The sequence below is a fragment of the Microbacterium soli genome (genome assembly GCF_039539005.1).
Lineage (GTDB): Bacteria > Actinomycetota > Actinomycetes > Actinomycetales > Microbacteriaceae > Microbacterium > Microbacterium soli.
In genome coordinates, this window is sequence record NZ_BAABCP010000001.1 from 1,334,221 (window position 1) to 1,354,815 (window position 20,595).

The window sequence follows — 20,595 nt, forward strand, 5'->3', positions numbered from 1 at the left end:
TCTTGGCGCTGTGCCATGCCTGAACGGCTATAGTGCCCTGCATGGCAACCGATCGACTCCTCGACGGCCGGGTCAAGATCCGGCATCTCGTGCTCGTCACCGCGGTGGCGGATGCCGGAACGTTGGTCCGCGCCGCCGAGACGCTGCACATCACCCAGCCCGTCGTCACCCGCGGGCTGCGCGAGCTGGAGGACGTGCTGGGGGTGCGGCTGTTCGACCGGCTGCCGCGCGGCGTCTCGCCCACGCCCTACGGAGTGTCGTTCATCGAGCACGCCCGTTCGGTGCTCGCCGAGCTGCGCTCGGCGGGCGAGGAGGTGCGGCTGCTGAGATCCGGTCAGCTCGGGACGGTGACCGTGGGCACCCACCTGGCCGGCTCCAACCTGCTCCTGCCCCGGGCCATCGCGACGCTGAAGGCGCAGCATCCGAAGCTCACCGTGGTCGTGCGCGAGGGCACCCCGGACATGCTCGAGCAGCTGCTGCTGACCGGCGATCTCGACCTCACCGTCGGCCGTCTCTCGCCCACGGTTCCGGGGAGGCTGCAGCAGGAGCGCCTGCACCAGGAGCCCATCCGTCTGGTGGCCCGCGCCGGGCATCCGGTCGTGGGCACGGCGGACGCGTCGTCGCTGGCGGCCCTCATCCGCTATCCGTGGATCTTCCCCGTCGCCCAGACGGCGCTGCGCGCCGAGCTCGAGGCGGTGTTCTTCCAGGAGGGACTGCCGGTGCCCGCGGACCGGGTCGAGTGCACCTCGATGCTCACCCTCCGCAACCTTCTCGTGTCCACCGACGTCATCGCCGCACTGCCGATGTTCATCGCCGCCGACGACAGCCAGCTGCGCCTGCTGCCGACCCCGCTCAGCTCGATCCGCCGCCATGTCGGCATCACGAGGGCGAAGGACAGATCGCCCTCTCCGGCCGCGGCGGTGCTGCTCACGCACCTGCGGGAGGAGGGCGCGCGACTGGCCGAGCAGGAAACCAGGTATGCCTGAACGGTCATAGTTCGAAGCGATAAGGATATTGGACAGCATCGCACCGCTCGGGTGACGCTGTGGTGGACGACATGACGTCGTGATGATCTCACCACAGCCGATGGAGGCGACATGGCCGGCTCACCCTACGTGCCCGATGCGAAGAAGTACCGCCCCGAGGACTTTCCGCGAGTCGACGGCGAGCCCGCCGATCCGGAACCCGGCAGCTGGGGCATGCAGCCCGACGGCACCTTCCTGCCGCCCGCGCACAGCCCCTCCGTCCCGCGCGACGTGTTCGTCGACTGGCCCGGCCAGCTCGACCACTACGACGAGGAGACCTACAGCCTCAACACCGAGGTGGAGGCGTTCTACCCGATCGTCGTGAACACCAGCCACTCCTGGCAGTGCATCTACGACTGGGACGGCAAGCGGTACATGCTGCACTACGGCGGCGGCAACCACTGGAAGCTCTACGACATCACCGACCCCCGCGCCCTGACGATCGTCGACGAGGAGCAGTGGGGCTGGGGCGACCCGCGCCCCGAGTTCGGCGCCACCACCGTGCAGTGGAACGAGCGGCTCGGCAAGCACATCGCCATCCAGGCCAGCGAGACCCCGCGCTACTTCCTCAACGGCCGAGTCGCCAACAAGTGGCTCGACGACACCGTCGAGGGTCAGCTCAAGCAGTGGGAGGGCCTGCGCGGCTTCCGCACCTTCGAGATGAACGGTCCGAGCCCGCGCGACTGGACGCTGCTGACCGAGGTCTCCACCGACCCCAACCACTCTCCGGGCGAGATCCAGGAGGGCAACGGCGTCCTCGACCTTCCGGTCTACTACGGCGACAAGTACCTGTTCGTCGCGACGGCGCCCGACAACACCTTCACCAACCAGCCCTACCGGACCACCCTGTGGACAGCCGGGCACGCCGCCTACGACGTCTCCGACCCGGCCGCTCCGCGGCTGCTGTCCACGTGGTGGGTGCCCGGCTCGCGCGCCGGCGAGGAGGACGACTCCCCGTACCTGGCCACCAACGAGCGGTGGAACAACAAGACGTCGTGGTTCGGCTCCCGAATGGGCGTCTTCATGCCGCGCTCGGTCGAGTCCGGCTGGAAGTACGCCTACGCGGCGCAGGGCGGTCAGGGCTTCTTCGTGCTCGACGTCTCCGACCCCGCGAACATCCACCACGTCGGCTGGTGCCACCTGCCCGTCAGCGTCGCCGGCACCGAGGGCGACAACGTCGACACGACCCAGGTCGAGGAGACCGGCTACGTCTACGTGTCGGGCTACCCCATGAACACCGACTGCTACGAGCCCGCCAAGGAGATCTACCAGATCGACGTCAGCGATCCGACGAACCCGCGCGTGGTGCGGACGCTGCCCCGCCCGGTCCCGCCGGCGGGTGCGAAGATCACCGACTACGCGCAGCGCCGTGGCTCGTTCGGGCCCAAGCGCTCGGGCTACTTCACCAACACCGGCACACCGCACGGCGGCGTCATCCCCTACGCGTTCTACGCCGGCGGGCTGCAGATCTTCGACGTCAACGACCCGGAGAACCCCACGGTGGGCGCCTACTTCGTGCCCCCGATGGGGCTCAAGCAGGACGACGACATGGCCGCGCCCGTGCACGGCATCTTCGTGGAGTGGGATCGCAACATCATCTGGCTGTTCGCGAACCACGGCATCTACGCCATCTCCACCAGCTACCTCGGCGAGCCCGTCATCGGAGTCCCCGGATCCTGATGGAGACCTCCGCCCGGCCCTGGTCCGCCCTCTGGGCGCTGCTCATCGGCTTCTTCATGATCCTGATGGACACGACCATCGTGTCCATCGCGAACCCGGCGATCCTCGCCGCGTTCGCCGCGGATCTCAGCCTTGTGATCTGGGCGACCAGCGCGTACCTGCTCGCGTACGCCGCGCCGCTGCTGATCACCGGCCGACTGGGCGACCGCTTCGGTCCGAAGCGGGTCTACCTCGCGGGTCTCGCGGTGTTCACCCTGGCATCGCTGGCCTGCGGGCTGGCGGGCTCGATCGGGGTGCTGGTGGCGGTCCGTGCCGTCCAGGGCATCGGGGCGGCCATGATGACCCCGCAGACCATGGCCATCATCACGCGCATCTTCCCTCCGCAGGGTCGGGGCGCGGCGATGGGGCTGTGGGGCAGCGTGGCCGGTGTCGCGACGCTCGTGGGCCCGTTGCTGGGCGGCGTGCTCGTGCAGACGCTCGGCTGGGAGTGGATCTTCTTCGTCAACGTGCCCGTGGGCGTGGTCGGCTTCATCGCCGCCTGGCGGCTCGTCCCCGCGCTGTCGACCCGCGCGCACCGGATCGACGGGCTCGGGGTCGCGCTCTCGGGGGTCGGGATGCTGTTCCTCGTGTTCGCGATCCAGGAGGGCCGCTCCTTCGACTGGGGCGTCATCGCCGGGATCGTGAGCATTCCCGGGCTCCTCATCGCCGGCATCGTGCTGATCGTCCTGTTCCTCGTGTGGCAGCGGGTCATGCGCGGCGAGCCGCTGCTGCCGCTGACGCTGTTCCGGGACCGCAGCTTCTCGCTGTCGAACGCGGCGATCTTCCTCGTCGGCATCGCGATCACGGCCCTGCCGATCCCGCTCGCCTTCTACTTCCAGGATGCCCGGGGGCTCACCCCCACGGTCGCGGCGCTCATGATCGCGCCCATGGCGGTGGTCTCCGGCATCCTCGGGCCGTACATCGGACGGCTCACCGACCGCATCGGACCCCGCTGGGTCACCTGCGGGTGCGCGCTGTCCGCGGCGGGAGCGCTGACCTGGTACGCGCTCTCGCTGAGCGCAGACGCGCCGCTGGGGATGCTCCTGCTCCCCTCCGCCGTGCTGGGCGTCGGGGTCGCGGGGATCTTCGCCCCGGTCGCCTCGAGCGCGACGCGCAACCTGCCGCGCGAGCTGGCGGGGGCGGGGTCGGGCGCGTACAGCGCCATCCGCCAGGTCGGGTCGGTGCTGGGCTCGGCGGCCGTCGCTGCGGTGATGGCGATGCGGATCGCGGCCGAGGCGCCGGGCGCCGCCGGCGCGGGATCCGCCGGGCGCGCTCCCGCGGACGTCGCCGGCTATGCGGCCGCACTCGGTCAGTCGCTCTGGCTGCCGGCATCCGCGTTCCTGCTGTGCGCGGTCGTGGTGGCGTTCTATCCGCCCCTCGCACGCACCGCATTGATTCAAACTGGATCCAGTATTCAAACGATGAATGGAGGCCGCCGATGAACGCATCGGAGAGCACTGCCGGAGGACGGCTGGTCGTCGACGCGCTGAAGAAGGACTACGAGTTCGACGGGACCTCCGTCCCCGTCGTCAAGGACGTCACCTTCACCATCGAGCCGGGCATGTTCTATTCGCTGCTGGGACCGTCCGGCTGCGGGAAGACCACCACCCTGCGCTGCGTCGCGGGGCTGGAGCGCAGCAACGGCGGGCTCATCTCGCTCGACGGCGAGGTGCTGTCCACAGACAGGACGCACGTCACACCCGACAAGCGCGGCATCGGGATGGTGTTCCAGAACTACGCGATCTGGCCGCACATGACCGTGTTCGCCAATGCGGTGTTCCCGCTGCAGGTGTCCGGCACGAAGGTCTCCAAGGCCGAGGCCCGCGCGCGGGCGATGGACGCGCTCGAGCTCGTGCAGCTCGACCACCTCGCCCAGCGCCCCGCCACGGCCCTCTCCGGGGGTCAGCAGCAGCGCCTGGCGCTGGCCAGGGCGCTCGCCCACCGGCCGCGCCTGCTGCTGCTGGACGAGCCGCTGTCGAACCTCGATGCCAAACTGCGCGACACGATGCGCAACGAGCTGCGCAGCCTGCAGCGCGAACTGGGCATCAGCGCGCTGTACGTCACGCACGACCAGTCCGAGGCGCTGTCGATGTCGGATCGCGTCGCCGTCATGAACGGCGGCCGCATCGTCCAGGAGGCGGCTCCTCGGGAGCTCTACGACCGTCCCGCGGACAGGTTCGTCGCCGACTTCGTCGGCAGGGCGAACATGATCGACGCCGTCGTGCAAGACGTCGACGGCGCCGGCGACGCGGTCGTCGAGGCCCTGGGCACCAGCCTGCGCACCCCGGTCCCCGGCGGCGTCTCCGTCGGGGAGGGCGTCACCCTCACCGTCCGCCCCGAGAGCCTGCGCTGGCACGAGGGCGCCCAGGACCGGCCCAACGTGCTGCCCGCACGGGTCGTGCGCGTCGAATTCCTCGGAGAGATCGTCGAGTACGAGACGGAGATCGTCTCCGGCGGCGAGGTGGTCGGCACCCTCGTCGGTCGCGGGGCGCCCATGGCGAGCCCTCCCGAGGGCGGGCGGGTCTTCGTCGAACTGGCGCCGCACGCCTGCCGGGTGCTCGCCGCATGAACCCCACACCCACCCACAACCCATCACCACCCGAATCACACCGATGTATGTCAGAGAGGACATCGACCATGAAGAGAACGCTGGGACTCGCCGCGCTCGCCGCGGCCACCGCACTCGTGCTGTCCGGCTGCGGCACGCAGCAGGCGCAGGAGGCGCCCACCGCCGTGGAGCCGAGCGGCGGTGCCGCGGACGTCGTCTGCGACGCCGTCGAGGTCGGCGCGATCACGCGCTGCGAGAACTTCTACGAGGACTACTGGCCGGAGATCGACCGTCAGCTCGACGCCCTCTATGAGAAGGCGAAGGAGACCGACGGCGGTCGGCTCGTCATCTGGGACTGGTACGAGCTCTCGCCCGAGATCATCGCCCAGTTCAACAAGCGCTTCCCCGACATCACCATCGAGACGCAGGGGCTCACCTACAATCTGTCGTCGGCGATCATCTCGGCGAAGGCCACCGGCTCCCGCAACACGGATGTCGTGTCGGGCTCCATCACCTCGATGGCCGCCATGTACGACGAGGGCTTCTGGGAGAAGGTCGACTGGACCACCTTCGGCGTCCCGGCGGAGTACCTCACCATCGGCGCCCCCGAGCTCATGCCCGACAGCATCAACGGCACGCTCATGCAGTACAACACCGACAAGGTCGACGCGGTGCCGGACAGCCTCGACGGGCTGCGGGACCCGCAGTACAAGGGCAAGGTCTCGGTCGCGGGCTACAACGCCATCGTCTTCGCCGGCTACGGCATGGCCGAGGGCGAGGACGCGATGCTGAAGCTCATCGACGACCTCTCCTCCTCCGGCAACCTCAAGCTGCTCGAGGACCAGGGCGCCCCGCTCTCCAGCGGCGACGTCCCGATCGCGCTGAACCAGACCCTCTACAACCCGAACCCGGTGCTGAAGGTGGCGCCGTTCGAGCACTCCGGCGTGTTCGCGCAGTTCTCCGGCGTCAACTCGGATGCCGAGAACAAGCCCGGCGCCATGCTGTGGGCGCTGTGGAACGCGTACGACCCGGACTGGATCGAGCTGCGCATGACCGATGAGAACTTCTCCAGCACGCAGGTGCCGTTCGCGGGCCTGCCCACCTCGGTGTTCGATCAGGCGACGGGTCTCATGAAGGCCAACGCGGACGCCCTGCTGCAGGGGCTGGCGAACGGCGCCGAGACCGAGACGCAGGACACCCGTGACCAGTGGCAGGCGATGATCAACGCCGCCGACGAGGCGCTGAACGGATAATGATGTTCCAGGCAGGACGGACCACGGGGCGCAGACGTCGCCCCTCCACCATGACGACGGCGATGATCGTCTCCGGCGCGGCCGTGTTCATCCTTCTCGCCGTTCCGCTGATCGTTCAGCTGATCACGGCGTTCCGTGGTCCGTTCCTGCCCTTCGGGGTCTCCTCCGCCAAGTGGGGCGTGGAGAACTTCGTCACCCTCTGGGAGCTCCGCGAGGACTTCTGGGGAGTGCTCGGCGCCACGGGCGCGTTCGTGGGCGGCTCGACGGTGCTCTCCCTGCTGATGGCGTTCGGGCTCGCCTGGGTCACGGTGCGCACGGATGCGCCGATGCGCCGCATCATCTCGGTGCTCGTGATCGTGCCCTACATCATCCCGCCGATCGTCAAGGCGCAGGCCTACCTGCTGATGCTGTCGCCGGAATCCGGTGTGCTCAACCAGCTGCTGCGCCTGCTGCCGTTCCTGGGCGAGACGCCCATCGACCCCTACGCGTTCCCGACGATGATCTTCATCCAGTCGCTGACCAACGTGACCTTCCCGTTCCTGATGATCGTGCCGATCCTCACCAACATGGACGGCTCGCTCGAGGAGTCGGCGCGCGTGTCCGGCGCCTCCTGGCCCAAGACCCTGCGCAGGGTGACCCTGCCGATGCTGTGGCCCGGCCTCCTGGGCGTGGCGGTGCTGACGTTCATCCTGGGGCTGGGGAGCCTGGAGGTGCCGCTGCTGTTCGGGCAGGACTCCGGCAAGAACATCTTCGCCCTCAAGCTGTGGACCCTGATCAGCTCGAGCGCGGGAGAGCTGCCGCAGTACGGACTGGCCGCCGCCTGGGGTCTGGTGTTCCTCGTCATCACCACGATCGCCTTCGCCGTGTACCTGCGCGCCACGCGGGACGCCGAGCGCCGGGCATCCGTGTCCGGAAAGGGCTTCCGCCCGTCGACCATGCGGATGGGCGGCTGGCGGGTGCCCGTGCTGACGCTCGTCGGCGTGTACGTGCTGCTCACCGGCATCCTCCCCCTGCTCTCGCTGCTGTGGGGGGCGATCACGCCGTTCCCCATCGCCTTCTCGATCGACGCCCTCGTGAGCCAGACGCGGTGGAGTTCGTTCGGCGCCGTGCTCGGCGACCCGGAGTTCTGGGCGTCGCTGGGGCGCACCGTGATCATCGCCGGGGTGAGCTCGACGCTCGCCGTGACGGTGGCGACCGTGCTCGCCTACGGCATCGCGCGCTCGAAGAAGACGGGATGGGTGAAGGCGGCCGACCTGTTCGCCTCCTCGTCGGTCGCGATCCCCGCCACCATCGCGGGTTTCGCGACGTTCCTCACCTTCATGGTGCTCAACCCGATCATCCCGCTGGCGGGCACGCTCATCGCCCTCATCATCGCCTACGCGTACCGGGTGTCGATCGCGTACCGCACCTCGTACAGCGCGACGCTGCAGATCAAGCCCGAGCTGGAGGAGGCGGCACTGGTGAGCGGCGCGGGCCGGTTCGCGACGTTCCGGCGGGTGGTGGCGCCGCTGCTGCTGCCGTCGGCGATGGCGGTGTGGATCCAGATGTTCATCCTCGCCACCAACGAGTTCACGCTGCCCGCGTTCCTGGCGACACCGGCGTCGCGGCCGCTGTCGATGTACATCTACGCGACGATCAGCCCCCGTGCGGCGCAGCTGTACTCGCCCGACAAGGGCGCGGCGATGGCGCTGATCTTCACGCTCATGGTCTTCGCGATCGGCTACGGGACGCAGGCCCTGCTGGCCAGGCGCGCCATCGGTCGCGCACGGAGGGCGACGGCGTCCGCCGCCGTCCCGGTGCTCCCCGGCGCCCGTGCCGAGGACGGCGGCGGCGGCCTGTCCACCACGGTCACGGTGGCCGTGCGACGACGGCGCGACGGCGCGGAGGACTGAGCGCACCACGACGGATGCCGGGATCCGTCGCCGTGCGTCACAGTATCCGCTATTGTTGGATCCAGTATCCAATCAGCAAGAAGCGCACTGGAGCTGCCGGGACGCGCGCGAGCACGGGGCCCGGAGGACGACCCGTCCCGGCCGGACGCCCGTGAGGCGCCGGTCGGGGAGAACGCGACGGCCACAGGGCCGCGCACGGCGAGAAGGAGAGTTGACCCATGGCACTGAGACTCGGATACAAGGCGAGTGCTGAGCAGTTCGATCCGCGCGAGCTCGTGGAGATCTCCGTGGAGGCGGAGAGGCACGGCATGGAATCGGTGTTCGCGAGCGACCACTTCCAGCCCTGGCGTCACACCGGCGGCCACGCGCCCTTCTCGCTGACCTGGCTCGCCGCCGTGGGCGAGCGCACCTCGTCGATACGGCTCGGGACCTCGGTGCTCACCCCGACGTTCCGGTACAACCCGGCCGTGCTCGCGCAGGCCTTCGCGAGCCTCGGCTGCCTGTACCCGGAGCGGATCATCCTCGGCGTCGGATCGGGGGAGGCGCTCAACGAGATCGCCACCGGGTTCCAGGGCGCGGGCGAGCAGACCTGGCCCGAGTTCCGGGAGCGCTACGCGCGCCTGCGCGAGTCGGTGCGGTTGATGCGCGCGCTGTGGACGGGGGAGCGCACGTCCTTCGACGGCGAGTACTACTCCACGCACGACGCGTCGATCTACGACGTGCCGGCCGGCGGCGTGCCGATCTACATCGCCGCCGGCGGCCCGCAGGTCGCGAAGTACGCCGGGCGCGCCGGCGACGGGTTCATCTGCACCTCCGGCAAGGGCCGTGAACTTTACGAGGACCGGCTGATGCCCGCCGTGCGCGAGGGCGTGGAGCTCTCGGAGCGTCCGTTCGACGACTACGACCGGATGATCGAGATCAAACTCTCCTACGAGGAGACGCAGGAGGCGGCGATGGAGAACACCAGATTCTGGTCGCCGCTGTCGCTGTCGAAGGAGCAGAAGCACGACATCACCGACCCGGTCGAGATGGAGCAGGCCGCCGATGCGCTGCCGCTGGAGACCATCGCGAAGCGCTGGATCGTCGGCAGCGACCCGGACGAGGTCGTGGCGCAGATCCGGCAGTACGTGGACTGGGGCTTCAACCACCTGGTCTTCCACGCCCCCGGTCACGACCAGCGCCGGTTCCTGCGGCTGTTCGAGCGCGACATCGCCCCCCGTCTGCGCTGACCCGTGCGATGGATTCTCGAGGGGGGGGAGGCACACATGAGCGGTCCGGAGCCACCGCGGTGGTCCATCGTGATCCCCGTGAAGGCCGCATCCATCGGCAAGAGCCGACTGCGCATCGACGGCGCCGACCATGAGCGGCTGGCGCGTGCGATCGCCCTCGACACCATCCACGCCGCGGCGCGCTGCGCGGCCGTCACCGGCATCCGGGTCGTGACGGCGGATGCCGCGCTCCGGCGAGAGCTGGACGGTATCCGCGGGGTGACGGTCGTCGCGGACTCCGGCGAGGGCCTGAACGCCGCCCTGCGCACCGGACTCGCGGCGGCGGGCGAGCGCACTGATCGCGCGGTGCTGCTGGGAGATCTACCCGCCCTGCAGACCGTCGAGCTGGAGGTGGCCCTCGGCGCGGCGGCGGGGTTCGAGCGCGCGTTCGTGCCGGATGCCGACCTCACCGGCACGGTGCTCGCGACCGCCCGCCGCGGCGTGGAGCTGACGCCGCTGTTCGGCCCGCGATCGGCCGACGCGCATCGTCGGGCGGGATTCGTGCCCGTGGCGATGCCCGCCCGGTCCGGGCTGCGCCGAGACGTCGACCTGGCCGCGCACCTGCGCGCCGTGCGACGACTGGGGCCTCGCACCCGTGCCGCACTGCCCGCCGGTGCTCGCGCCGCGTCCCAGGCTTCCGCATGAGCGCGCCGCGCGTGGCGGTGCTGGCGGGAGGAGTCGGCGGGTCGAAGTTCGCCGTCGGGCTGCGCGACGCGCTGCGTCGACGGTTCCCCGACGGGGACGGCGGCTCCACGGCATCCGTCACCGTCATCGTCAACACGGGTGACGATCTCTGGCTGAACGGGCTGCGGCTGCAGCCCGACATCGACTCCGTGCTGTACGCGCTGGCCGCCGTGAACGACGTCGAGCGCGGGTGGGGTCGCGACGGCGACACCGACCGCGTCTCCGCCGAGCTGCGCGCGTGGGGCACCGGCTGGCCGTGGTTCACCCTGGGCGATCTCGACCTCGGCACGCACATCGCCCGCACGGGCTGGCTGCGCGACGGGCTCTCCGTCGGCGAGGTCGTGGAGCGGCTGTCCGCGCGCTGGCCGCTGGGCGCACGGGTGCTGCCGATGACGGAGGCCGAGGTCGACACCCACGTGGTCACCGATCGGGGGCGCATGCACTTCCAGGAGTGGTGGACGCGCCATCGCGCCGGCATCCCCGCGATCGGATTCGAGTCCCCGGGGATCGCGGCCGCCCGCCCCGCCCCCGGGGTGCTCGAGGCCATCACCGGAGCGGATGCCGTGCTGCTCGCGCCCTCCAATCCGGTGGTCTCCGTCGGCCGGATCCTCGCCGTGCCGGGCATCGCGGACGCCGTCCGTCGCGCGCCGGGAGGCGTCGCCGGGGTGTCCCCCGTCATCGGCGGGTCCCCTGTGCGCGGCATGGCCGACGCCTGCCTGGATGCCGTCGGCATCCGCACCGCGGCGGACACGGTCGGCGCGCACTACGGGTCGCGCGCGGGCGGCGGTCTGCTGGACGCCTGGCTGATCGCCGAGGAGGATGCGGCGCTCGCCGCGCCCCTGCGGGCATCCGGACTGCGCGCCGAGGTGCGACCGCTGTGGATGCGCGATCCGCCGTCGGCGGAGCAGGTCGCCTCCGACGCCCTCGATGCGGCGCTGTGCGCGTCCCGGTCCGCCGCCCGGGGGTGATTCGGCTCAGGAGGGCGATCCCGTGCGGGAGCCGAAGACGATGAGGGGACGGCCGGTGCGGGGATGCGCGAGCACGTCGGCGTCCACGCCCCACACCGCGGAGATGAGCGCCGGGGTGAGCACCTCGGCGGGGGTGCCGGATGCCCGGACGCGGCGATCCGCGAGCACGACGACCCGGTCGGCGTGGGCGGCCGCGTGATTCAGGTCGTGCAGCGCCGCCATGATCGCCATGCCGTCGCGGGCGAGTCCGCGCAGCAGCGCGAGGGTGTCGAGCTGAGCGCGGATGTCGAGGTGATTCGTCGGCTCGTCGCACAGCAGCAGGGACGGCTGCTGTGCGAGCGCGCGGGCGAGGTTGATGCGCTGGCGCTCGCCGCCGGAGAGCGTCGCGGCGTCCTGCGCGGCGAAGGGCAGGGCGCCCGCGCGGGCGAGGCTCGCGTCGATGACGGCGTCGTCATCGGCATCCGCTGCGAACCAGCCCTGGTGCGGCACCCGGCCGAGGGCGACGACGTCGCGGCCGGCGAGACCCTCGGCGGCGACCCACTCCTGCTCGACCAGGGCCACGCGCTGCGCGCGCTCGCGGCGGCGCATGGCGGAGAGGGCGCGGCCGTCGAAGCCGATGTCTCCGGCATCCGCCTGCAGGGCCCCGACGACCAGTCGCAGCAGCGTGCTCTTGCCGGCGCCGTTCGCGCCCAGCAGTGCGGTGACCTCGCCTCGGGATGCCGTGATGTCGACGCCGTCGACGATCATCCGGCCGGCGCGGGAGAACCGCAGCCGGAAGAGGTCGAGACCCGCGGGATCGCTCATGCCCGCCCCTTCTTCATCCGCATCATCAGCACGGCGAACACCGGGCCGCCGATGAGGGCGGTGACGATCCCGACCGGGAGCTCGCGCGGCTCGAACAGGGTGCGCGAGAGCGTGTCGGCCCACACGAGGAACAGCGCCCCGGCCAGGAACGACAGCGGCAGCAGCACCCGATGCCGAGCGCCGACCACGGCACGCACGGCATGCGGCAGGATGAGGCCGAGGAAGCCGATCGAACCGCTGACGGCGACCAGCGCGCCGGTCAGCAGCGCCGTGCACAGGAACAGCAGCACGCGCACCCGGGCGGCCGCGACGCCCAGGGCCGTGGCGGCGGTGTCGCCGAGCACGAGGGCGTCCAGCGTGCGCGCGGAGCCGATCAGCGGGATCGCGCACACCAGTGTCACGACGCCCGCCAGTGCCGCGTCCGCCCAGTCCGCACCGCCCAGGGAGCCCAGCAGCCAGCTGAGGATCTCGCGATAGCTGTCGCCGGTCGCGCTCCAGAAGATGACCAGGCTCGTCAGCGCCGACAGCACCGACGAGACCGCCAGCCCGGCCAGCACGACGGCGGTGGGAGAGAACGATCCTGCCGCTCGGGACAGCAGCAGCGTCAGGCCGAGCGCCAGCAGCGCGCCGGCGAACGCCGCGACCGGCAGGGCCAGCGCCGCGCCGAGGACGATGACCACCACGGCACCCGTGGACGCCCCGGAGGAGAGCCCCAGCAGATACGGGTCGGCGAGCGGGTTGCGAGTGAGCGCCTGCATGACCGCCCCGCAGAGCGCCAGCCCGCCGCCGACGGCCGCGGCGGTCAGCGCGCGGGGCACGCGCCCCTCCCAGATGATCGCATCGCGCAGGGGCGGTGGCCCGGCATCCGCTCCCACCAGGTGCCGCCACAGGCTGCGGGCGACCTCGGATCCCGAGATGTCGGCGGGCCCGATCACGACGGCGGCCACCAGCGAGGCGGCCAGGGCCAGCAGCAGCACCGCGGCCACGACCGCGGCGCGCCCCGGGCGTGCGCGCATGCTCGGCGACGGCGACGGCGTCGGCGGCGACGTCCTCCGCGCGGCGGCTGCGGACGTCGTGACCGGCGCTCGCAGCGTCGAGACGCTCACGGGAGCTCGGCGAGGTCGTCGACGAGCGCGGCCACCGCATCGACGTTGCGGATCCCGGCCTCCGTCGCGGGGAAGTCGACGATGAGGAAGCGCTTCTCGCGCACGGCGTCCAGCTGCGCGGTGATGGGGTTCGACCTGAGCCGCTCGATCTTCGATTCCGCGGTGTTCCACGCCGCATCGACGAGCACGATCACGTCGGGGTTCGCGGCGGCGACGAGCTCCCACGAGGTCGAGGTCCAGGTGTCGTGCACGTCGGCGAAGACGTTCGAGAGCCCGGCCGCCGACATGATCATCTCCGGCGCCCCGATCCCGGCGCCCACGTACGGCTGGTCCGTGCCGGAGGAGTACCACACGGCGGTGAGGTCACGCGTGTCGGGCGCGATGTCCGCCAGCTGCGCGCGCTGCCGCGCCACGAGGTCCGCCGCGGCGTCCCGCTCGCCGACGAGCCTTCCGGCCTCCTCGAAGCCCGCGAAGACCGCGTCGAAGGTGAGCGGGTCGGGCATGTAGCCCGCCGCCTTGCAGGCGGCGGGCGCGACGTAGGTGGTCACGCCGAGGCGCTGCAGCTCGTCGCGCTCGCCGACGCCCTCCGTCGAGAAGTTGGACTCCCATCCGGCGAACACCAGATCGGGCTCCAGGGCCAGCACCGACTCCCGCGAGGGGAGCTTGTCCGAGAGCACCGGTATGCCCTCGCCCTCATCGGCGAGGTCCGCGGGCAGCGGCCCGTCGGAGAAGGCGGAGCCGATGATCCGGTCGCCGGCTCCGAGGGCGAGCAGCAGCTCGAGCGGCGACGACTTGATCGCGATGATGCGCTGGGCGGGATGCTCGACGGTCACCTCCGTGCCGCAGTTGTCGATGGGGGCGGATGCGATGGCATCGGCGGCACCGTCGGCAGCGGCCGGACCGGCGTTGCCGCCGGCCGGCGCGGCGGGATCGATGCCGCATCCGGCGAGGGCGACGACGAGGAGCAGGGCGGGGGCGACGCCGATGACGGCGCGGCGGATGGGGGACATGGTTCTCCGACTCGGGATGGTTCGCAGGGCGGGTGCGGCGCGCATCTCCAGCGCCGACGCGCGGCCCAGTCCCGGACCACTTCGACCCGGCCAATCGGGTCGGGGCATCGGGGAGATCATAACTTGGATCCAGAATCCAAACAAGACTGGATTCTGGATCCAAGTTAAGTCATGATGGTGCGAGGTCGCATGCAGCGACGCAGAGGACGAGTGCGCAGCCGCACTCCGGCCGAGAGGATTCCATGCAGACAACAGCCGTCTCATTCTTCAGCGAGGGTCACCGCATCGCCGCCGAATGGCGCACCCCCGACGCCCCCGGCCCGTACCGTGCGATCGTCCAGGGCCCCGGCTGGCTCGGCCTCAAGGACGCCAAGCTCTACGTCCGCTATCACGAGGCGCTGATCGAGGCGGGCTTCGCCGTGCTCGTGATCGACTACCGTGGGTTCGGCGACTCCGAGGGCGACCGCGGCTACCTGTCGCCGGCCTGGCAGCTGCAGGACCTCGTCAACGCCGTCAGCTACCTCACGACCCGCGACGACGTCATCGCCGACGCGATCGGCGTGTTCGGCACCGGCGGCACGGGCGGCGGGAACGCCGTGCTGCTGGCCGACGCGGACCCGCGCATCAAGGCCGCCGTCAGCCAGGTCCCCGTCGCGGACGGCGAGGACTGGCTGCACCGCATGCGCAGCGAGTCCGAATGGCTCGACTTCCTGAAGGCCATCGACGAGGACCGCCGGGCGCGGGTCACGACCGGTCAGGGGCGCATCGTGCACCCTCGCGAGGAGATCATGATCCCCTCGGCCGAGCGCCGCGTCACCAAGGTCAAGGCCGACGTCGACGGCCGCATCCCCACCGCCGTGCCGTTCGCCTGCGCGGAGGGCATCATCGCCTACCGCCCCATCGACGCCGCCGCGCGCCTGACCACCCCGCTGCTCGTGATCGGGGTCGAGGGCGACGCCACCACCCCCACCGACCACGCCGAAGCGCTGTACGAGGCCGCGAAGGGGCCCAAGCAGCTCATCCTGCAGCGGCACACGACCCACTACGCCGCCTACGACACGTACTGGGAGCAGACCACCCCCGTGATCGTCGACTGGTTCGACCGCCACGTCCGCCCCGCGCACCTCATCCACCGCTCCGTCGCGTCTCCGGCATCCGGCGACGCCATCACCCCCCAGGAGGTCCAGCGATGACCATCGAACTCAAGATCACCGGCGGCACCGTCGTCACGCCGTCCGGTCCCGTCGAGGCGGACCTGCTCGTCGCCGACGGCAGGGTCGCCGGCATCGTGGCATCCGGCATCGGCGTCGAGGCGGACCGCACGATCGACGCGACCGGCAAGCTCGTGCTGCCCGGCATGGTCGACGTGCACGTGCACACCCGCGAGCCCGGCTACGAGCACAAGGACGACGTGTACACCACGAGTCTGCAGGCCGCCGCCGGCGGCGTGACCACCATCTTCGGGATGCCGAACCTCAAGCCCCCGACGACCGACGTCGCCACCCTGACCGACGTGTTCGAGCGCTACGAGAGCAGCTCGATCGTGGATTGGAACCACAACCCGGCCCCGACGAAGTTCGACGAGATCGCGGGCATGAGCGAGCTGGGCATCCGCGCCTACAAGATCTACATGGTCGTCGACACCGGCCGCGACTACCCGCACCCCTCGGGCACGGGCATCCACGACCACGGCCACCTGCTCGAGATCATGGACCACATCGCCAGGACCGGGAAGCGCTTCATCGTGCACCCCCACGACCAGGCGCTGATGGATTACATCGAGGGCCAGTACCTCGCCCGCGGGGAGAACACCCCGCAGGGATACGCCTCCGCCTACGCCGCGCGCGAAGGCGTCATCTGGGACACCGCGATCGACGTCGTGCTGCGGCTGGCGGAGGCGTCCGGATGTCCTGTGCACATCGCGCACATCCAGACGCGCCGGTCGATCGAGGCCGTCCGCCGAGCCAAGGCCCGCGGCATCGACGTGACCTGCGAGGTCAACCACTGGGCGCCGTTCCTGTCCACCTGGAACGACGTCGAGACCCTCGGTCCCTACGCGCTGAGCTACTACGTCCCCGACGACAACCGCGCCGCCGTGTGGGAGGGCATGCGCGACGGCACCATCGACATGGCCGCCAGCGACCACGCTCCGCACACCCGTGAGGAGAAGGAGATCGGCTGGACGAAGATGTGGAGCTCGCACACGGGCACCCCCGGCATCCAGTACTACTACGAGCTCATGCTCGACGCCGTCAACAAGGGCGAGCTGGAGCTGCAGCGCGCGATCGACATGGTCGCGCACATCCCCGCGGCGAAGTTCGGGCTGGCGGGCGTGAAGGGCGCACTGACCGTCGGGGCGGATGCCGACATCGTCATCGCCGACATGGCGCAGGAGTGGACGATCACCAACGACGACGTCCTCTCCAAGACCGGCTGGACGCCGTACGACGGACGCTCCATCAGCGCGCGCATCGTGCGCACCCTCGTGCGGGGCACCGATGTCTACGTCGGCACGGAGGTCGTCGGCGACCGCACGCACGGAAAGCTCGCCGCCTCGGCGGAAGACAGGGCGGCGCTGGCCGCCGCAGAAGGGAACTGACATGAAATTCGGACTGCTGCTGCCGCACTTCGGCGAGGAGGCGAGCAGGGAGAAGCTGCTCGAGGGGTCCAAGCTCGCCGAGAGCTACGGCTTCGACTCCGTGTGGGTGCGCGATCACCTCGTGTTCGAGCCGCACGGGGAGATGGAGAAGCCCAACCGCACCTTCTACGACGCGCTCACCACGCTCACCGCGATCGGCGCCGTCACCGAGAAGCTCGAGCTGGGCACGGGCTCGCTCATCCCGTTCCGCCACCCGCTGGTCACCGCCCTGATGGCGGGCACCATGACTCAGCTGCTCGGTCCGCGCCTCATCCTCGGGTTCGGCGCCGGCACCTTCGACCACGAGTTCGAGGCCATCGGCTGGGGCGACCGGGATCGCGTCGAGCTGGTGCGCTCGAACGCCGAGATCCTCCGTCGCGTGTTCACGGAGAACGACGTCAGCTACGACGACGGCGTGTTCTCCTTCGACAACGTCACCATCGAGCCCAAGCCCGTCGGCGGAGCCGTGCCGTTCTGGTACTGCGGTGCGACCCCCCGCTCGGCCCGCCTCGCGGCGGAGTTCTGCGACGGCTGGATGCCGGGACGCACGGGCCTGGCGACGATGGAGAAGCGCATCAAGACCATGCGCGACATCACCGACGAGAACGGCCGGAAGATGCCGACCGTCGCCGTGATTCCGCCGACCTCCATCGAGGACACCCGTGAGGAGGCCCTCAAGCACGTGAACATCCCCGGCCTGCTGGCGTGGGCCAACAAGGCCAAGTTCGCCGTCAAGCCGCCGTCCGGCAGCTTCGAGACCGTGGAGGACCTGAAGGGCCAGCTCATCGTCGGCAGCCCCGACGAGGCCGTCGAGCAGGTGAAGGAGTTCGAGGCCATCGGCACCGAGCACCTGGTGTTCGACTTCCGCTTCAAGTTCGACCGCTTCTTCGAGCAGATCGAGCTGCTCGGCACCGAGGTGCTGCCGAAGCTGCGCTGATCCCGAGGGCGGGTCGCGCGCGCAGCGCGGCCCGCCCGCACGGTGCACCTCTCCGACGGCGAGGGGCACCGGCTCCGCCGCGGCGGAGCGACCCGAAGCCCGTTCACCCGGGCAGGACGCGAATCAATGCCGACCCGTGTCCTGCAGGCAGCGCTCGGACGGCGGCCGGATGCGGCGGCCGGACGACGATGTGGTCGGCAGACCCGATCGATGAAGACCGTGGAGAGCCCCGATGAGTGATCACCCCCCTACCGTCTCCGCACCGCAGCGCGCGCCGGAACGTCCGCTGATCGACGTGCGGAACCTGACCGTCCGCTACAGCATCTCGCGCACCGGCCAGACCCTCACCGCCGTCGAGAACGTCAATCTGACGATCGAGGCCGGTGAGTTCGTCACCGTGCTGGGCCCGTCCGGCTGCGGCAAGACGACGGTGATGAACGTCATCGCCGGGCTCGTGCGGGCCACCGAGGGCGAGGTGCTCGTCGACGGCGTGCCCGTCGACGGGCCGAGCCCCGACCGCGCCGTCGTGTTCCAGGACTACGCGCTGCTGCCGTGGCGGACGGTCTTCGACAACGTGCGCTTCGGCGTCGAGATGCAGAAGCAGTACCGCGGCGTCGACATGCACGACAAGGTGCAGGAGACGATCGAGATCGTCGGGCTGAAGGGCTTCGAGAAGTCCTATCCGCGCGAGCTGTCCGGAGGCATGCAGCAGCGCGTGGGACTCGCCAGAGCGCTCGTGGGCGGCCCTCGCGTGCTGCTCATGGACGAGCCGCTCGGTGCTGTCGACGCGCTCACGCGTGAGGTGATGCGCGCCGAGCTGGAGAGGATCATCCAGGCCACCGGGTCGACGGTCGTGTTCATCACCCACTCCATCGAGGAGGCCATCCTCCTGGGCGATCGCATCGTCGTGTTCAAGAGCCATCCCGGATCCGTGCTGGAGGTGCACGAGACGAACATGAGCAGGCCGCGCAGCGAGCGCGGCGCTCAGGGCGACCCGCGCTACATCGAGCTGCGCGATCACCTGTGGGCCGCGCTCGAGCGCGAGGCCACCGACGCGGTGCGGGCGCGGGCATGAGCGCGACCGCGAGTCTCGCCGCGGTCCGCGCGGGCAGCGGACGAGCCCGGCCGCGGACCTCATGGCTGCGCCGCCGCGGGCTCTGGCTCTCCCTCGTCGATCTCGTGATCATCGTCGGCATCTGGCATCTCGTCGTCGTCACGTTCGGTCTGGTGAGCAGAGTGTTCCTCCCCGCCCCCGCCGACGTCGTGCTGGGCTTCGGTCAGCTGGCGGAGGCCGGCGTGCTGTGGTCGAACATGGGGTTCAGCGCCGTGACGTGGCTGATCGGCTTCGGCCTCGGCACCCTCGCCGGCATCGTCACGGGTCTGGTCGTGGGCAGTGTGCACGTCGTCTACAAGCTGGCGATGCCGGTCCTCTGGGCGGCCTGGGCGACGCCGCTGGTGGCGATCCAGCCCATCATCGGCGTCTGGTTCGGCTTCGGGATGACCCCCAACGTCGTGCTGGTGTTCCTCAGCACGGCGATCCCCATCTCGCTGAACACCGTCGCCGGCGTCGCGGGCGTGAGCCCCTCGATCCTCCGCGCGGCGACGGTGTACGGCGCCGGCCCTGTCCAGGCGTACCTGAAGGTGCGGCTGCCGTGGACGTTCCCGTACATCGTCGGCGGCATCCGTCTGGCCATCCCCACCAGCCTGATCGGGCTGCTCATCGGGGAGATGGTGTCGAGCCCCATGGGCATGGGGTCGCTCATCGTGACGTCGCTGTCGCGGTTCCGCACGAATCAGGCGTTCTCGGCGATCATCTTCTTCATCGTCGTCTCGGTGGTCCTCGTCTCGGTCGCGGACCGCCTCGAGCGCCGAACCGGTCGCTGGCGGGAGGTGGACGCCCGATGAGCGCGGCAGCCGTCATCGCGGATCGGCAGCGCCCGCACCGGATGCGGATGCTGTGGGATGCGACACGCTGGCAGCTCGCGATCCTCGTCGAGCTGGTCGTCATCCTGCTGGTGTGGCAGTACCTGCAGTCCGCCGTGGAGTTCTGGAGCCCGGTCTTCCTGCCCCCGCCCTCGGAGATCTGGGCGGCGCTGACCGACATGGCGGGCTCGGGAGTGCTGTGGGGGAGCCTCGCGTACAGCGCCGGCAACGCGATCGCCGGTTTCCTGCTGGCGGCGCTCTTCGGCGTGTTCACCGGACTGCTCCTGGGGTCGTCGAGGCTGTTCTACGACATCGTCGGCGGTCCGTTCTGGACGCTGTACGCCACCCCGCGCATCGCGTTCCAGCCGCTGCTGGTGCTGTGGATGGGCTTCGGCAGCGGTCCCAAGATCCTCATCATCTTCCTGATGGCGTACTTCCCCGTCGCGATCAGCACGATGGACGGCATCCGCGGCGTGGACCGCTCGCTCGTGCGCGCGGCGCGCGTGTACGGGGCGTCCCGCGCGGAGGTCTTCTTCAAGGTGCAGCTGTGGGCGGCGCTCCCGCTCATCCTGACCGGGCTGCGCATGGGCGTCGCGCGGGCGATGATCGGCATCGTCGTCGGGGAGTTCATCGGCGGATCCGAGGGGCTGGGCCACCTGATCCGCAAGAAGGCCGGCGAGCTCGAGCTCGGAGCCGCGATAGGGATCACGATCCTGCTGGTCGTGATCGCGATCGTCGGCATGGCGATCCTCAACCTCGTCAAGAGGATCGTCGCCCCCTGGTACGTCGAGGGCGTCGCGCGCGGGTGATCCGCGGGCGC

At 70.4% G+C, this 20,595-nt stretch carries 18 protein-coding genes; 15 read left to right on the forward strand and 3 right to left on the reverse strand.

From position 1 onward, the window contains the following. Window positions 1-41 precede the first annotated feature (41 nt). The 9 genes from ABD770_RS06225 to cofD all read left to right on the forward strand — a co-directional run bounded on the left by ABD770_RS06225 (window position 42) and on the right by cofD (window position 11,357). Window positions 42-986 carry a LysR substrate-binding domain-containing protein gene (locus ABD770_RS06225; RefSeq protein ID WP_344818652.1) on the forward strand — a complete coding sequence of 315 codons (945 nt, stop codon included), beginning with the start codon at window positions 42-44 and terminating at the stop codon, window positions 984-986. 111 nt (window positions 987-1,097) lie between these two features. Further along, window positions 1,098-2,705, forward strand: coding sequence for an LVIVD repeat-containing protein (locus tag ABD770_RS06230; protein WP_344818653.1), 1,608 nt, complete (start codon window positions 1,098-1,100; stop codon window positions 2,703-2,705). Further along, window positions 2,705-4,186, forward strand: coding sequence for a DHA2 family efflux MFS transporter permease subunit (locus tag ABD770_RS06235; protein ID WP_344818654.1), 1,482 nt, complete (start codon window positions 2,705-2,707; stop codon window positions 4,184-4,186). Before ABD770_RS06230 ends, ABD770_RS06235 begins: the two co-directional genes overlap by 1 nt. Next, window positions 4,183-5,313, forward strand: coding sequence for an ABC transporter ATP-binding protein (locus tag ABD770_RS06240; protein WP_344818655.1), 1,131 nt, complete (start codon window positions 4,183-4,185; stop codon window positions 5,311-5,313). Before ABD770_RS06235 ends, ABD770_RS06240 begins: the two co-directional genes overlap by 4 nt. Before the next feature lie 68 nt (window positions 5,314-5,381). Further along, window positions 5,382-6,545 carry an ABC transporter substrate-binding protein gene (locus ABD770_RS06245; protein WP_344818656.1) on the forward strand — a complete coding sequence of 388 codons (1,164 nt, stop codon included), beginning with the start codon at window positions 5,382-5,384 and terminating at the stop codon, window positions 6,543-6,545. A gap of 2 nt (window positions 6,546-6,547) precedes the next feature. Then, a complete protein-coding gene (locus ABD770_RS06250) occupies window positions 6,548-8,437 on the forward strand; it encodes an ABC transporter permease (RefSeq protein ID WP_344818657.1) in 1,890 nt (629 codons plus the stop codon). Between the two features lie 218 nt (window positions 8,438-8,655). Continuing rightward, a complete protein-coding gene (gene fgd / locus ABD770_RS06255) occupies window positions 8,656-9,666 on the forward strand; it encodes a glucose-6-phosphate dehydrogenase (coenzyme-F420) (protein WP_344818658.1) in 1,011 nt (336 codons plus the stop codon). A gap of 36 nt (window positions 9,667-9,702) precedes the next feature. After that, complete coding sequence (gene cofC / locus ABD770_RS06260) at window positions 9,703-10,350, forward strand: 2-phospho-L-lactate guanylyltransferase (protein ID WP_344818659.1); 648 nt, start codon at window positions 9,703-9,705, stop codon at window positions 10,348-10,350. After that, window positions 10,347-11,357: a 2-phospho-L-lactate transferase gene (cofD, locus tag ABD770_RS06265; protein WP_344818661.1), complete on the forward strand. Its 1,011-nt coding sequence runs from the start codon at window positions 10,347-10,349 to the stop codon at window positions 11,355-11,357. The genes cofC and cofD overlap by 4 nt, the downstream gene beginning before the upstream one ends. Window positions 11,358-11,363: 6 nt before the next feature. Here the strand turns inward: cofD and ABD770_RS06270 are convergent, their stop codons facing one another. From ABD770_RS06270 to ABD770_RS06280, 3 genes are all read right to left on the reverse strand, one after another. Then, the gene (locus ABD770_RS06270) at window positions 11,364-12,161 is read right to left on the reverse strand and encodes an ABC transporter ATP-binding protein (RefSeq protein ID WP_344818662.1); all 798 of its coding nucleotides are present in this window, start codon (window positions 12,159-12,161) and stop codon (window positions 11,364-11,366) included. Beyond that, a complete protein-coding gene (locus ABD770_RS06275) occupies window positions 12,158-13,177 on the reverse strand; it encodes a putative F420-0 ABC transporter permease subunit (RefSeq protein WP_344819873.1) in 1,020 nt (339 codons plus the stop codon). The genes ABD770_RS06270 and ABD770_RS06275 overlap by 4 nt, the downstream gene beginning before the upstream one ends. An 86-nt stretch (window positions 13,178-13,263) precedes the next feature. Further along, the gene (locus tag ABD770_RS06280; RefSeq protein ID WP_344818663.1) at window positions 13,264-14,385 is read right to left on the reverse strand and encodes a putative F420-0 ABC transporter substrate-binding protein; all 1,122 of its coding nucleotides are present in this window, start codon (window positions 14,383-14,385) and stop codon (window positions 13,264-13,266) included. Window positions 14,386-14,519: 134 nt separating this feature from the next. Here ABD770_RS06280 and ABD770_RS06285 point away from each other — a divergent pair, with 134 nt between their 5' ends. From ABD770_RS06285 to ABD770_RS06310, 6 genes are all read left to right on the forward strand, one after another. Continuing rightward, the gene (locus ABD770_RS06285) at window positions 14,520-15,470 is read left to right on the forward strand and encodes an alpha/beta hydrolase (RefSeq protein ID WP_344818664.1); all 951 of its coding nucleotides are present in this window, start codon (window positions 14,520-14,522) and stop codon (window positions 15,468-15,470) included. Continuing rightward, entirely contained in the window at window positions 15,467-16,876 is a 1,410-nt protein-coding gene (locus tag ABD770_RS06290; protein ID WP_344818665.1) for a dihydroorotase, read from the forward strand. Before ABD770_RS06285 ends, ABD770_RS06290 begins: the two co-directional genes overlap by 4 nt. A 1-nt stretch (window position 16,877) precedes the next feature. After that, on the forward strand, window positions 16,878-17,852 hold the full coding sequence (locus ABD770_RS06295; RefSeq protein ID WP_344818666.1) for an LLM class flavin-dependent oxidoreductase: 975 nt from the start codon (window positions 16,878-16,880) through the stop codon (window positions 17,850-17,852). A 232-nt stretch (window positions 17,853-18,084) separates the two neighbouring features. After that, window positions 18,085-18,927 (forward strand): ABC transporter ATP-binding protein, encoded by an 843-nt coding sequence (locus ABD770_RS06300; protein WP_344818667.1) that lies wholly within the window; start codon window positions 18,085-18,087, stop codon window positions 18,925-18,927. Continuing rightward, window positions 18,924-19,757: an ABC transporter permease gene (locus ABD770_RS06305; RefSeq protein WP_344818669.1), complete on the forward strand. Its 834-nt coding sequence runs from the start codon at window positions 18,924-18,926 to the stop codon at window positions 19,755-19,757. The genes ABD770_RS06300 and ABD770_RS06305 overlap by 4 nt, the downstream gene beginning before the upstream one ends. Beyond that, window positions 19,754-20,584, forward strand: a complete 831-nt coding sequence (locus tag ABD770_RS06310; protein ID WP_344818670.1) for an ABC transporter permease — start codon at window positions 19,754-19,756, stop codon at window positions 20,582-20,584. Before ABD770_RS06305 ends, ABD770_RS06310 begins: the two co-directional genes overlap by 4 nt. Window positions 20,585-20,595: the final 11 nt, after the last annotated feature.

Coding starts and splice junctions, on each gene's coding strand:
- ABD770_RS06225 (WP_344818652.1), top strand. CDS start 42: ATGGCAACCGATCGACTCCTCGACGGCCGGGTCAAGATCCGGCATCTC.
- ABD770_RS06230 (WP_344818653.1), top strand. CDS start 1,098: ATGGCCGGCTCACCCTACGTGCCCGATGCGAAGAAGTACCGCCCCGAG.
- ABD770_RS06235 (WP_344818654.1), top strand. CDS start 2,705: ATGGAGACCTCCGCCCGGCCCTGGTCCGCCCTCTGGGCGCTGCTCATC.
- ABD770_RS06240 (WP_344818655.1), top strand. CDS start 4,183: ATGAACGCATCGGAGAGCACTGCCGGAGGACGGCTGGTCGTCGACGCG.
- ABD770_RS06245 (WP_344818656.1), top strand. CDS start 5,382: ATGAAGAGAACGCTGGGACTCGCCGCGCTCGCCGCGGCCACCGCACTC.
- ABD770_RS06250 (WP_344818657.1), top strand. CDS start 6,548: ATGTTCCAGGCAGGACGGACCACGGGGCGCAGACGTCGCCCCTCCACC.
- fgd (WP_344818658.1), top strand. CDS start 8,656: ATGGCACTGAGACTCGGATACAAGGCGAGTGCTGAGCAGTTCGATCCG.
- cofC (WP_344818659.1), top strand. CDS start 9,703: ATGAGCGGTCCGGAGCCACCGCGGTGGTCCATCGTGATCCCCGTGAAG.
- cofD (WP_344818661.1), top strand. CDS start 10,347: ATGAGCGCGCCGCGCGTGGCGGTGCTGGCGGGAGGAGTCGGCGGGTCG.
- ABD770_RS06270 (WP_344818662.1), bottom strand. CDS start 12,161: ATGAGCGATCCCGCGGGTCTCGACCTCTTCCGGCTGCGGTTCTCCCGC.
- ABD770_RS06275 (WP_344819873.1), bottom strand. CDS start 13,177: ATGCGCGCACGCCCGGGGCGCGCCGCGGTCGTGGCCGCGGTGCTGCTG.
- ABD770_RS06280 (WP_344818663.1), bottom strand. CDS start 14,385: ATGCCCCGACCCGATTGGCCGGGTCGAAGTGGTCCGGGACTGGGCCGC.
- ABD770_RS06285 (WP_344818664.1), top strand. CDS start 14,520: ATGCAGACAACAGCCGTCTCATTCTTCAGCGAGGGTCACCGCATCGCC.
- ABD770_RS06290 (WP_344818665.1), top strand. CDS start 15,467: ATGACCATCGAACTCAAGATCACCGGCGGCACCGTCGTCACGCCGTCC.
- ABD770_RS06295 (WP_344818666.1), top strand. CDS start 16,878: ATGAAATTCGGACTGCTGCTGCCGCACTTCGGCGAGGAGGCGAGCAGG.
- ABD770_RS06300 (WP_344818667.1), top strand. CDS start 18,085: ATGAGTGATCACCCCCCTACCGTCTCCGCACCGCAGCGCGCGCCGGAA.
- ABD770_RS06305 (WP_344818669.1), top strand. CDS start 18,924: ATGAGCGCGACCGCGAGTCTCGCCGCGGTCCGCGCGGGCAGCGGACGA.
- ABD770_RS06310 (WP_344818670.1), top strand. CDS start 19,754: ATGAGCGCGGCAGCCGTCATCGCGGATCGGCAGCGCCCGCACCGGATG.